The organism is Streptomyces sp. 351MFTsu5.1, from assembly GCF_000383655.1.
Classification (GTDB): Bacteria; Actinomycetota; Actinomycetes; order Streptomycetales; family Streptomycetaceae; genus Streptomyces; species Streptomyces griseorubiginosus.
Genome location: NZ_KB911776.1, coordinates 227,283 through 240,603 on the forward strand (window position 1 = coordinate 227,283; position 13,321 = coordinate 240,603).

The 13,321-nt window shown below is 67.8% G+C and carries 7 protein-coding genes; 5 read left to right on the forward strand and 2 right to left on the reverse strand.

Annotation, left to right across the window (positions count from 1 at the left end; genetic code table 11):
• Nucleotides 1-550: 550 nt before the first annotated feature.
• Nucleotides 551-3,235: a transglycosylase domain-containing protein gene (locus tag H295_RS0104470; RefSeq protein ID WP_078616556.1), complete on the reverse strand. Its 2,685-nt coding sequence runs from the start codon at nt 3,233-3,235 to the stop codon at nt 551-553.
• Between the two features lie 351 nt (nt 3,236-3,586).
• Here H295_RS0104470 and H295_RS0104475 point away from each other — a divergent pair, with 351 nt between their 5' ends.
• From H295_RS0104475 to H295_RS0104485, 3 genes are all read left to right on the forward strand, one after another.
• Nucleotides 3,587-4,267: a PadR family transcriptional regulator gene (locus tag H295_RS0104475; RefSeq protein WP_020134140.1), complete on the forward strand. Its 681-nt coding sequence runs from the start codon at nt 3,587-3,589 to the stop codon at nt 4,265-4,267.
• 44 nt (nt 4,268-4,311) lie between these two features.
• Nucleotides 4,312-5,394: an inositol-3-phosphate synthase gene (locus H295_RS0104480; RefSeq protein ID WP_020134141.1), complete on the forward strand. Its 1,083-nt coding sequence runs from the start codon at nt 4,312-4,314 to the stop codon at nt 5,392-5,394.
• An 88-nt stretch (nt 5,395-5,482) separates the two neighbouring features.
• A complete protein-coding gene (locus H295_RS0104485; protein WP_020134142.1) occupies nt 5,483-6,754 on the forward strand; it encodes an MFS transporter in 1,272 nt (423 codons plus the stop codon).
• An 81-nt stretch (nt 6,755-6,835) separates the two neighbouring features.
• On the opposite strand, the gene H295_RS0104490 is transcribed toward H295_RS0104485, so the two are convergent.
• Entirely contained in the window at nt 6,836-8,278 is a 1,443-nt protein-coding gene (locus H295_RS0104490) for a CCA tRNA nucleotidyltransferase (RefSeq protein WP_028809041.1), read from the reverse strand.
• Nucleotides 8,279-8,534: 256 nt separating this feature from the next.
• Here H295_RS0104490 and H295_RS0104495 point away from each other — a divergent pair, with 256 nt between their 5' ends.
• Together H295_RS0104495 and murJ are read left to right on the forward strand one after the other, a co-directional pair.
• Nucleotides 8,535-10,907, forward strand: a complete 2,373-nt coding sequence (locus H295_RS0104495; protein ID WP_020134144.1) for a DUF6049 family protein — start codon at nt 8,535-8,537, stop codon at nt 10,905-10,907.
• 44 nt (nt 10,908-10,951) lie between these two features.
• Nucleotides 10,952-13,249 (forward strand): murein biosynthesis integral membrane protein MurJ, encoded by a 2,298-nt coding sequence (murJ, locus tag H295_RS0104500; RefSeq protein ID WP_020134145.1) that lies wholly within the window; start codon nt 10,952-10,954, stop codon nt 13,247-13,249.
• Nucleotides 13,250-13,321: the final 72 nt, after the last annotated feature.

Here is a 13,321-nt window from a genome sequence, read left to right on the forward strand (position 1 = left end):
GTGAGCTGGTGCTGAGCACAGGGATGGGATGGTCCAGGACGAGGACCCCGTAAATGTCCACGCTCAACTGGCCACCCCCGTCCGGCGCCGCGTCATCGGCCAACCGCCACACGTGTTGGCATACTTCAGCATGGTCGGCGCGCAACGCGGCCAGAACCCACGGTCCACCCGCCGCCAGCCGACTAATCAGCCGGAGACAGTCGGGTCGAAGGCAACGGGTCCAAACACAGCCAGCTCGGCCCACATTGGCCAGGCGGGTCCAGCCCAACACCGCCCGCGAGCGCGACATCCCGCAGGATCCTGTCCGGATCGTGCAGTGTCTGCGACTTGCGCCGCGCACCAGCCCCGCCGTACCCAGACCGGACTAACGGACCGTCTCCAGCAGAAGCACCGCCCCGGTCTGCGAAACCAACACGCTCCTTCACCTGGAAAGTGCCTCCAACGGTGGCAGGAACAAGGATCTCAATACTCCTCGTTCTCGCTGGTCAGAGGCACTTTCTGCTTCCTCGATCACCAGGGCGGACAGCCCGCCTAAGCACGAGGACACTAACTACCCAGTCGATCCGCCGAAGAGGCCCCCGTTGCCATTGCCGTTGTTGCCGTTCTCCTCCGTCGACGTGGCCGTCGGTGTGGGGGTCACGCCCCCGTCCGTGCCACCGTTGTCCGTGCCGCCGGTCGAGTCGTCGCACTGCCAGGTGAACCGGCAGGTCTCGGACGCCGTCGGCGACGGAGTGACGAACGACGGGGTGGGCGTCGGAGTGGGTGTCGGAGTGGACGACTCGCTCTCGGTGGGAGTCGGAGTAGGCGTCGGGCTCGGTTCCTCATTGAGGACCTGACCGATGGGCTCGGGCGTCGGGAAGTCGATCGACTTCTGGCCCTTCAGTGCCTGCTCCATGTAGTCGTGCCAGATTTCGGACGGGAACGACGCACCGTGGATCTTCTCCTGGCCACCCGTGCCGTACATCTCCAGGAACGTGCGGTTCTTCTTGGTCTCGTCGTCGTCCAGCCGGAACATGGTGATCGCCGTGGACAGCTGCGGGGTGTACCCGACGAACCAGGCGGACTTGTTGCCGTCCGTGGTACCGGTCTTGCCCGCCACGTCACGGCCGGTCAGCTTGGCGTTGGTACCCGTGCCCTTGTCGACCACGGTCTTGAGAACGTCGGTGACGTTGTCGGCGACCTTCTTCTCGAAGGCCTGCTCGGGCGCCGCCTTGTGCTTGAAGACCTCCCCGTCCTTGCTGGTGACCCTCTCGACAGAGAACGGCTCGTTCTGCTTGCCGCTGGCCGCGAAGGTGGCGTACGCGCCCGCCATGCGGATGGCGCTGGGGTCGGAGATACCGATGGAGAAGGAGGGGAAGTTGGTGCCGGCCAGACTGTTCTCCTTGAGACCCGCGTCCATGGCCGCCTCCTTCACCTTGTCCAGACCGACATCCATGCCGAGCTGCACGAAGGCGGAGTTCACGGACTCCCGCATCGCCTCACGAAGGTCGATCTGGAACTTGGGCGGAGAGCCGTAGGACTGCTTGCCGTCGTTCTCCTGGAGCCACTCCTTGCCCTCCTCGTTCTTCCAGATCGAACCGTCGTAGTTCTTGATCTTGAGGTCGTTCTTGCCGCTGAACAGGCTCTTCGCGTTGACGACCGTGCGCTCGTCCTGTGCCTGGCTCTCGCCGAGATCCGGATCGCGCACGCCCCACTTCATCGCAGCGGCGAGCACGAAGGTCTTGAAGGTCGAACCGACCTGGGCACCCGTCGAGTCACAGTTGTTGGTGAAGTGGGTGGTCGCGTCCTCGCCGCCGTAACAGGCCCGGATCGCCCCGGTGGACGGCTCGACCGACGCACCGCCGAACTGGACGAAGGTGTCCTTCGTCGGCCGCTTCTTGGGGTCGATGTTCTCCTTGCGGACCTTCTTGACGGCCGCCTCGAGCTCGCCGACCTTTTTCTTGTCGAAGGTCGTGTAGATCGAGTAGCCACCCTGCTGGAGCTGGTCGGCGGTGATGATCTTTTTGTTGACCAGATAGGCCTTGGCGAGGTCGACCAGGTAGCCGACCTGGCCCTTGAGCTGGGTGTTGGAGCGGGGGTTCTGCCACTTGGGAAGCGAGGTGTAGTTGGCCCGGTCCGCCGCGCTGAGATGGCCGTACTCGACCATCTTGTTCAGGGTGTCCTGCATCTGCCTGAGGGCCCGCTTCTGGTTGGCCTCAGGCGTGGCGTTCGCGGGGTCGATGGAGGTTGCGCCCGCTGGGTCGTAGTACGTGGCGCCCTTCAACGTGGCGGCCAGGAAGGCGCACTCGCCCGGGTCCAGCTTCTCGGCGTCCTTGTTGAAGTACGCGCGCGCGGCGGCCTGGAGGCCGTAGGCGTTGCGTCCGTAGTACGCGGAGTTCAGGTACTCGGCCATGATCTGGTCCTTGTTGACCGTGGCTCCGACCTTGATGGAGATGAAGATCTCCTTGAACTTGCGTGTGACGGTCTGGGACTGGTCGTTCAGGAGCGCGTTCTTGACGTACTGCTGGGTGATGGTGGAACCACCCTGAGTCTCGCCGCCCCTGACCATGTTGAACACGGCGCGGGCGATGCCCTTGGGGTCGATGCCGCTGTCGGTGTAGAAGGTCTTGTTCTCCTGCGAGACGACGGCGTACTGCATCGCCTTCGGGATCTGCGCGAGGTTGATGATCTGACGGTTGGTCTCACCGCCGGTGGAAACCATCTCGCTGCCGTCGGACCAGTAGAAGACGTTGTTCTGCGCCGTCGCGGTCTTGTCAATATTCGGAACGCTGACGAGCGCGTACCCGACGCCGGCCACGGCCACCAGGCTTCCGATGAAGCCGATGAACAGCCCCGTCACCAGTTTCCAGGACGGCACCCAGCGCGCCACGCCGTACTTGCCGGCGCGCGGATAGTCGATCAGCCGCTTCCTGCCGGGATCGGCCGCCCGCCCCCGGCCCGTCGGCGCCCCACGGCGGTTCCCGCGGCCCGGCTCCGGCCCTCTGCGCCGACCACCGCCGCCCGCGCTTCTCTGGGCCGCACGACGGGCCTCGGCACGGCTGCCGTACTGACGTTCCTCGCCTCCCGGACCGAAAGCAGCGGACTCCTGGGAACTTGTCCCATAGGAGTCGGCAAGAGACCCGGTGGCGCCTCGCGGAGCCGCACGGCGGCCGGAGGACGAGCCGGACTGGCCGCGTCGGGCCGCGGCACGTCCGCCTCCCTGCGGCTGCGGCGGTTTGCGACGGTGCTCGCTCATCGAACGACTACTCCTCGGGCAGGCGCACCTTTGCGCGCCTGGAAACGGCGGCTGGTTTCCGGTCCCCCCGAAGTACGGATGCGGTCGGTCGCGCATTCATCCGTACTGCACCGGGACAACGACGCCCCCCAGGCGTCACTCGCTTCCCGGTGGCGTGCATGCCGCACAGACTACGCACCGTCAAAACCCGCCGAGCCCCGAAGTTCACCCCAAATCAGGCAACTTGCTTCGCATGAAACATTGATGTGATCCCGTTCACCATCCCCCCACTTGTCGCTTCCGGATGGCCGTTCTATCGTCTTGATGTATCGAGTCGATACATCGGTGCGAGACAGTGACGAGGAGGCGACGATGAGCCGGCGTTCCGGGATCCTCGAGTTCGCCGTCCTCGGACTGCTCCGCGAGTCCCCGATGCACGGCTACGAGCTGCGCAAACGCCTCAACACGTCCCTGGGTGTGTTCCGTGCCTTCAGCTACGGCACGCTCTACCCCTGCCTCAAGACGCTGGTCGCCAACGGCTGGTTGATCGAGGAACCGGGACACACCACGGAGGACGCCCTCGCCGCACCACTCGCAGGGCGTCGCGCCAAGATCGTCTACCGGTTGACGGCGGAAGGTAAGGAGCACTTCGAGGAGCTGCTCTCGCAGACGGGTCCCGACGCGTACGAGGACGAGCACTTCGCCGCTCGTTTCGCCTTCTTCGGGCAGACCTCACGCGACGTCCGCATGCGAGTCCTCGAAGGCCGGCGCAGCCGGCTGGAGGAGCGCCTGGAGAAGATGAGTGCCTCGCTGGCACGCACCCGGGAGCGACTCGACGACTACACGCTTGAGCTCCAGCGCCACGGGATGGAGTCCGTGGAGCGCGAAGTGCGCTGGCTGAACGAGCTCATCGAAAGCGAGCGGGCCGGTCGGGACCTGAAGGGCCCCGGCCATGGAGAAGCCGCTCGCGACACCACAGAGGGAGCGCCGGGCGTCCTGCCCCGGACCGGGGACACCCCCGGTCCGGATACGCCCGGCGACACCGCCACGTGAGGTCCCTGCCAGGGCCTCACTCGTACACACAGGGAGCAACCGGAATGGGTTCGGTTCGCGTAGCCGTCGTCGGCGTGGGCAACTGCGCTGCGTCGCTGGTTCAGGGAGTCGAGTACTACAAGGACGCCGACCCGGCGTCGAAGGTCCCCGGGCTGATGCATGTCCAGTTCGGCGACTACCACGTCCGTGACATCGAGTTCGTCGCGGCGTTCGACGTCGACGCGAAGAAGGTCGGTCTCGACCTCGCCGACGCCATCGGCGCCTCCGAGAACAACACCATCAAGATCTGCGACGTGCCGAACACCGGTGTGAAGGTCCGGCGGGGCCACACCCTCGACGGTCTCGGTAAGTACTACCGCGAGACCATCGAGGAGTCCGAGGCCGAGCCGGTCGACGTCGTCAAGATCCTCAAGAAGAAGCAGGTCGACGTCCTCGTCTGCTACCTGCCGGTCGGCTCCGAGGAGGCGGCGAAGTTCTACGCCCAGTGCGCCATCGACGCCAAGGTCGCCTTCGTCAACGCCCTCCCGGTCTTCATCGCCGGCACCAAGGAGTGGGCGGACAAGTTCACCGAGGCCGGCGTCCCGATCGTCGGCGACGACATCAAGTCCCAGGTCGGCGCCACCATCACGCACCGCGTCATGGCGAAGCTGTTCGAGGACCGGGGCGTCGTCCTGGACCGCACGATGCAGCTGAACGTCGGCGGCAACATGGACTTCAAGAACATGCTCGAGCGCGACCGCCTCGAGTCCAAGAAGATCTCCAAGACGCAGGCCGTCACCTCCCAGATCCCCGACCGGGACCTCGGCGAGAAGAACGTCCACATCGGCCCGTCCGACTACGTGGCCTGGCTCGACGACCGCAAGTGGGCCTATGTCCGCCTCGAGGGCCGCGCCTTCGGTGACGTCCCGCTGAACCTGGAGTACAAGCTCGAGGTCTGGGACTCCCCGAACTCCGCGGGTGTCATCATCGACGCCCTGCGCGCCGCGAAGATCGCCAAGGACCGCGGCATCGGTGGCCCGATCCTCTCGGCCTCCAGCTACTTCATGAAGTCCCCGCCGGTCCAGTACTTCGACGACGAGGCCCGCGAGAACGTCGAGAAGTTCATCAAGGGTGAGGTCGAGCGCTAAGGCTCACGCAAAACGCTCCTGCCAGGGCTACAGAGGGTCCCCGGGTGGTATCGCCCGGGGACCCTCGCCGTATGTGAGGCTGTGCCCCATGCCCGTCGTCCGCGATCTGCGTGTCCTGCTCCGCCTCCGGGACTTCCGGCGTCTGCTCACCGTGCGCCTGCTCTCCCAGGGCGCGGACGGCGTCTACCAGATCGCTCTCGCCGCGTACGTCGTCTTCTCCCCGGAGAAGCAGACTTCGGCCGCCTCGATCGCCTCCGCCATGGCGGTCCTGCTGCTCCCCTACTCCCTGGTCGGCCCGTTCGCCGGTGTCCTCCTGGACCGCTGGCGCCGTCGTCAGGTCTTCCTCTACGGCAACTTCGTGCGCGCCCTGCTGGCGTCGGCGACGGCCGTCCTGATCCTCAGCGACGTTCCGGACTGGCTCTTCTACGTCTCCGCCCTGTGCGTCACAGCGGTCAACCGGTTCGTCCTGTCAGGCCTGTCCGCAGCACTGCCCCGGGTCGTCGACGACGAGCGGCTGGTCATCGCCAACTCCCTTTCCCCGACCGCCGGAACGCTCGCCGCGACCGCGGGCGGCGGACTCGCCTTCGCCGTTCGGCTCCTCGTCGGCGACTCCGACGCGGCCGTGGTGCTGCTCGGTGCCGGGCTCTACCTGTGTGGCGGCCTGGCCGCGCTGCGGATGCCACCGGAACTGCTGGGCCCCGAACCCGAGTTGATCCAAACGCGTCTGCGCACGGCACTGGCCGGCTCCGCACGCGACCTGGTCGCCGGCGTACGGCATCTGGCCGCACCCGAACGCCGGTCCGCCGCCCGGGCGCTCGGCGCAATGTCCCTGATGCGGTTCTGCTACGGCGCTCTGCTCGTCATGGTGCTGATGCTCTGCCGGTACGCCCTGACGTCCGACCCCAGTGACGGACTGGCCCTGTTGGGGCTCGCACTGGGGGTCTCCGCGGCCGGGTTCTTTGTCGCCGCCGTCATCACACCCTGGGCGGCCGGAAGGCTCGGCCCCGAACGCTGGATCGTCGTGTGCGCGGCCGCTGCCGCGGTCCTGGAGCCCGCCCTCGGGCTTTCTTTCGCCACCGTGCCCATGCTCATCGCAGCGTTCGTCCTGGGCCTGGTCACTCAAGGCGCGAAGATCGCCACGGACACGATCGTGCAGTCCGCCGTCGACGACGGATTCCGTGGGCGGATCTTCTCCGTCTACGACGTGCTGTTCAACATCGCCTTCGTGGGCGCGGCAGCTGTGGCCGCACTGATGCTGCCGCCGGACGGGCGCTCGGACACTCTTGTGATCGCTGTTGCCGTCATCTACGGGGCAGTCGCTGCGGCGATGACGAAAGAGCGCCGAACGGTGAAACGATGACGGGCGATGTTTCACGTGAAACACCGCCCGCCCGCTACCCCCGGGTCATGTTTCACGTGAAACATGACCCCGTCCCCCGCCTCAGCTCTGCTCGGCCCACCAGGCCTTGAGTGCGGAAACCGCCTCGTCGTGCCCCATCGGCCCGTTCTCCAGCCGAAGCTCCAGCATGTGCTTGTACGCGCGACCCACGGCGGGACCTGGGCCCACAGCAAGGATCTCCATGATCTGGTTGCCGTCGAGGTCGGGCCTGATCGAGTCCAGTTCCTCCTGCTCCTGAAGCTGGGAGATCCGCTCCTCCAGCCCGTCATACGCGCGGGACAGTGCGGCTGCCTTGCGCTTGTTGCGGGTCGTGCAGTCCGAACGGGTCAGCTTGTGCAGCCGGTCGAGCAGTGGACCGGCGTCCCGCACATAGCGGCGCACCGCAGAGTCGGTCCACTCCCCGGTGCCGTACCCGTGGAAGCGCAGATGGAGTTCGACGAGCCGGGAGACGTCCTTCACCAGTTCGTTGGAGTACTTGAGCGCCGTCATCCGCTTCTTGGTCATCTTCGCTCCGACCACTTCATGGTGGTGGAACGAGACCCGGCCGTCCTTCTCGAACCGGCGCGTGCGCGGCTTGCCGATGTCATGGAGCAGGGCCGCCAGGCGGAGTGTGAGGTCGGGTCCCTCCTTCTCCAGTGCGATGGCCTGCTCAAGGACGATCAGCGTGTGTTCGTAGACGTCCTTGTGCCGGTGGTGCTCGTCGCTCTCCAGGCGCAGGGCGGGCAGCTCGGGGAGCACGTACTCGGCCAGGCCGGTGTCGACGAGCAGCGCCAAGCCCTTGCGCGGGTTCTCGGACAGGATGAGCTTGTTCAACTCGTCCCGGACGCGCTCGGCGGAGACGATCTCGATGCGTCCGGACATCTCCTTCATGGCGGCCACGACCTCAGGGGCCACCTCGAAGTCGAGCTGAGCCGCGAAGCGGGCCGCGCGCATCATGCGCAGGGGATCGTCGGAGAACGACTCCTCGGGGGTCCCCGGTGTGCGCAGTACCCGTGCGGCGAGATCTTCGAGGCCGCCGTGCGGGTCGATGAACCTCGCCTCCGCGAGGGCGTACGCCATCGCGTTCACCGTGAAGTCCCGACGGACGAGGTCCTGCTCGATGGAGTCGCCGTACGCCACCTCGGGCTTGCGGGAGGTCCGGTCGTAGGCCTCGGACCGGTAGGTGGTCACCTCCACCTGGTAGCCGTCCTTCTGCGCCCCGACCGTGCCGAAGGCGATCCCGACCTCCCATACGGAGTCCGCCCACTTCCTGAGGATCCTCAGCACATCCTGGGGGCGGGCGTCGGTCGTGAAGTCGAGGTCGTGTCCCGGCCGGCCCAGCAACGCGTCCCGGACCGGCCCTCCGACCAGCGCCAGGGAGAACCCGGCGTCCTGGAAGCAGCGAGCCAGGTCGGCGGCGACCGGGGGGAATCGCAGCAGTTCGTTCACCCTGCTGCCATGCTCCTGGCTGAGGACATTGAGGTGGGATTCGTCGGCGTTCGGCACAACAGAAGAGGGTACGTGGCCGCGGCGGCCCGGAGTGCCTCCATTAAACGTGCACAGACCCGTCACCCGAACCTGCACAAGGTCTGCTCCGGAGATCGCTGTCGCACTTCTCTTTATACGTGCACATTCAGGACAGCGCGGCAGCGTCTCCCGATCTTGTGGAGCAGTCCGCGGCACTTCCCCTCAGCGCGCATCGTTACCATGCGTGGACGCACATTCCGACGACCACTGACGACGACTAGGGACGGGCGAGCGCGTGGCCGAGGCGGCAGACTTCCAGGGGACCAGTCCCTCACCTGCCCGCCGCTGGCTGCGGCGCACCGGGGCCCTGCTGGCGGGGGTCCCGCTGCTGGCCGGCCTGTGCCAGCTTCCCGCCGCCGCTGCGGCCCAGGCCGCCGACGACTCCGGCTCGGTGGCCGTCGCCATCGACACCCTCAGCCCCAGCGCGCCTACGGACGGTGACACCGTCACCGTCTCGGGGACCGTGACCAACAACGGCAAGCAGGCCGTCACCTCCGCGCACGTGGACCTGGGGGTGGGGCCCGAGCTGACCACCCGCTCGTCGATCGACCAGACCACCCAGAACAGCGACTCCCTCCAGGGCCCCACAGGATCCGAGGTCGGCGGCAAGTACGTCGCGAAGTTCCCCAAGCTGACCCCGGGCGTCGCCCAGCCCTTCTCCCTCACCGTCCCGGTCGACGAGCTGGACCTCGGCGATACCGGCGTCTACCAGCTCGCCGTCTCCCTCTCCGGCAAGACGGCCGCGCAGCCCTGGGACCGTCTGCTCGGCATCCAGCGGACGTTCCTGCCCTGGCAGGCCGACGAGGCGGACCCGAAGACGAAGACGACCTTCCTGTGGCCGCTGATCTCCAGCGTCCACATGACGGCGGAGACCGGTGCCAACGCGCAGCAGACGCCGGTCTTCCTCAATGACAACCTCTCGAAGGAGATCTCGGCCGGCGGCCGGCTGGACCAGATGCTGTCGCTCGGCGAGGAACTCGGCGTCACCTGGGTGATCGACCCCGATCTACTGGCCTCCGTCGACGCGATGACCGGCCGCTACGAGGTACAGGGCCCGGGCGACACCACCACGCCAGGCACCCAGCAGGCGGTTGCCAAGCAGTGGCTGGCGAGGCTCCAGAAGGCGGTCGAGGGCCAGGAGGTCGTCGCGCTGCCCTTCGCCGACCCCGACCTCGCCTCCCTGGCCCACAACGGCACGAGCGTCACCGGCTCGCTCAGCCACCTCGACGAGGCCACCGACGTCGCGGTGACCACAGTGAAGACCGTGCTCCACGTGACACCGAGCAGTGACTTCGCCTGGCCCGTGAACGGCGCGATCGACCCCTCGATCGTCAAGGTCGCCACCTCCGCGGGCGCCGACAAGGTGATCGCGCGCAGCGACAGTCTCCAGGAGACCGGTGGCCTGTCCTACACGCCCTCCGCCGCCCGTCCCATCGGCGGCGGCACCACGGCCGTCGTCGCGGACGCACGTCTGTCGACGGCGTTCCAGGGCGACCTGACAAGGGCTTCCGCCGCGACGCTCGCCGTCCAGCGGTTCCTCGCTCAGAGCCTCGCTCTCGGACTCCAGACGAACAAGCAGCGCAGCGTCGTCGTCGCCCCGCAGCGCATGCCCACGGCGAGCCAGGCAACCGCCATGGCCGAAGCAATCAGCGCGCTCCAGAGCGGGAACTGGTCCGAGCCCCAGAAGCTCACCGCGGCGGCTGCGGCCAAGCCCGACCCCGGCGCCACCACCAAGGTGCCCCCGGCGTCCGCCTATCCCGCCTCGCTGCGCAAGCAGGAACTCTCGAAGGCTGCCTTCCAGCAGATCGCCGGCACCCAGGGCAAGCTCGACAACCTCAGGGTGATCCTCTCCGACCAGTCCCGCGTCGTGACCCCCTTCGGGCGGGCCATGAACCGCGAGATGTCCACGTCATGGCGGGGCCGGGCCGGCGAGGCGAGCAGTTTCCGCAATGACGTCGAGTCCTACCTCGACAGGCTGACCTCCCAGGTCAGCCTGATCGACAAGTCGGAGACCAAGCTATCCGGCCGCAGCGCCACCATCCCCGTGACCGTCCAGAACAACCTGGTCCAGGGAGTGGAGCATCTGAGGCTTCGGCTGACCTCGCTGAGCCCGAACCGGCTCGAGATCGGCGGCTCCTCCTACGACGAGCAGCCCGTCGAGGTCTCCGGCGGCCACAGCCAGACCGTGAAGTTCACCACCACGGCCAACGCCAACGGCCAGTCCTCGGTGATCGCCCAGCTGTACACCGAGGACGGTCAGCCGTACGGCAACGCGGTCCGCTTCGACGTACGGGTCACGGAGTTCACCGCCACCGTGATGCTGGTCATCGGCGGCGGGGTCCTGCTGCTGGTACTGGCGGGATTCCGCATGTACACCCAGCGCAAGCGGGCGGCCGCCCGTGCGGCCGAGCAGAACGGCCCCGACGACGAGACGGGCGAGGCCGCCGACGGCCCGGAGAACCCCGAGGGCCCCGAGGACCGTCTCACCAAGAAGTCCGGCACCGCCGGGCCAGGGGCGGACGGCCCCGAGCAGCCGAGTGACCTGACAGCGGACACCGCAGCGGAAAGCACGGACCCGTCCGGCACGGGTGAGAGAGTGGACCGTTGAGGATGTCGTGGCCGGTGGGCCCGGGACGATGAGGTGGGGTAACCATGAACGCGCCGTACGAGGGTGACAGCCAGGGCGCGGGCAGCTCGGGTCGCCCCGAGGGCCCGCCGCCCGAGCACGGCCAGGTGCCGCCGCAGTCACCCGCGGACATGTACGTCCAGGACGCCTACGACCAGGACCCCTACCGGGGCCAGGACCTCCATGCCCAGGATCCGGTCGCCGAGGCTCTCTACGACCGCGCCGCGCACCCCCCGCCGCCGCCCGGTACCTACCCACCTCAGCAGCCCCTGTACGCGCAGCCGCCCCAGTCCCCCTACGCCCCCGACCCGCAGGTCTGGGCGCAGACCCCGGCGCCCGAGCCGGAGGGACCGACGCAGTTCCTGCCGTACGGCGACAACCCGCGCACGACCCAGTTCGTGGGTGTCGACGACCTGGTCACCGAGGCCGGCGAGGAACGCCACGAGCCGGACGCCTTCGCACACCTCTTCCGCGACCAGCAGCAGGGCGGCGGCCGCCCGACGGATCCCCCGTCGGTGCCCGGACCGGCGCCAGCTCCCGGCGGGCCGTCGCAGGTCCCGCAGTTCCAGGCGGCTGCCGCGCCCGGCCCCGCGGCCGAGGAGACGATGAACCTCGGTACCGCACCGGCCTTGACCGAGACGGCCTCCGCCGCCACGGTGGCTCCAGCCGCTCCTGCCGCTCCCGCCAAGAAGGGCGGGAAGGCCACGGGCCTGCTCAAGTCGAGCGCCGTGATGGCGGCCGGCACGATGGTCTCCCGGCTCACCGGCTTCGTGCGCTCGGCGCTGATCGTGTCGGCGCTCGGTGTGGGTCTGCTCGGTGACACCTTCCAGGTCGCCTACCAGCTGCCGACGATGATCTACATCCTGACCGTGGGCGGCGGCCTCAACTCCGTCTTCGTGCCGCAGCTCGTGCGTGCCATGAAGGAGGACGAGGACGGCGGCGAGGCGTACGCCAACCGGCTGCTGACGCTGGTCATGGTGGCTCTCGGAGCGCTGACCGGGCTCGCGATCCTCGGTGCCCCCTTCCTGATCCGTCTGTTGTCCGACTCGGTCGCCAGCGACCCGGCGGCCAACGAGGTCGGCATCACCTTCGTCCGCTACTTCCTGCCCTCGATCTTCTTCATGGGCATCCACGTGGTGATGGGCCAGATCCTCAACGCGCGCGGGAAGTTCGGCGCGATGATGTGGACCCCGGTCCTGAACAACATCGTCATCATCGTGACCCTCGGCATGTTCATGTGGGTCTACGGCACCGCGGCCGACTCCGGCATGAAGGTCACGAACATTCCGCCGGAGGGGCAGCGGCTGCTCGGCATCGGTGTGCTGCTCGGCCTCGTGGTCCAGGCGCTGGCGATGATCCCGTACCTGCGTGAGACCGGCTTCCGGATGCGGCTGCGCTTCGACTGGAGGGGCCACGGGCTCGGCAAGGCTGTGACACTGGCCAAGTGGACCGTCCTGTTCGTCCTGGCCAACCAGGCCGGTGCGCTCGTCGTGACCCAGCTGTCCACCGCGTCCGGCAAGGCCTCACCCGTGGACGGCACCGGTTTTGCCGCCTACGCCAACGCCCAGCTGATCTGGGGCCTGCCGCAGGCCATCATCACGGTCTCCCTCATGGCGGCCCTGCTGCCGCGGCTGGCCCGCTCAGCGGCCGAGGACGACGGCGGTGCCGTCCGTGACGACATCTCCCAGGGCCTGCGCACGACAGCAGTCGCGATCGTGCCGATCGCGTTCGGCTTCCTCGCGCTCGGCGTCCCCATGTGCACCCTGATCTTCGGCTCATCCGGCACCAGCGAAGCCACCAACATGGGCTACATGCTGATGGCCTTTGCTCTCGGCCTGATCCCGTACTCCGTGCAGTACGTCGTGCTGCGTGCCTTCTACGCCTACGAGGACACCCGCACCCCCTTCTACAACACGGTCATCGTGGCAGCGGTCAACGCGGGTGCCTCGGCGCTGTGTTACGTCGTGCTGTCGCCGCGCTGGGCCGTGGCGGGCATGGCGGCCTCTTACGGCCTCGCGTACGCGATCGGTGTCGGCGTCGCCTGGAACCGTCTGCGCAAGCGCCTCGGCGGTGACCTGGACGGCAAGCGGGTCCTGCGGACCTACGCCAGGCTCTGCATCGCCTCCGTCCCGGCCGCACTGCTCAGCGGCGCGGCCTGCTACGGCATCGCTCACACCCTCGGTCAGGGCGTGGTCGGTTCGTTCGCCGCGCTGATCGTGGGCGGGGCGGTCCTGCTCGGGATCTTCTTCGTCGCGGCACGCAAGATGCGTATCGAGGAGTTGAACTCCCTGGTCGGCATGGTCCGGGGGCGTCTGGGGCGCTGAGCCGGGGGTACGCGCACAACCATCGTCCGCCACCGTGTGTCGTGCATAGCGGCGGACTGTGGGCACAATTGG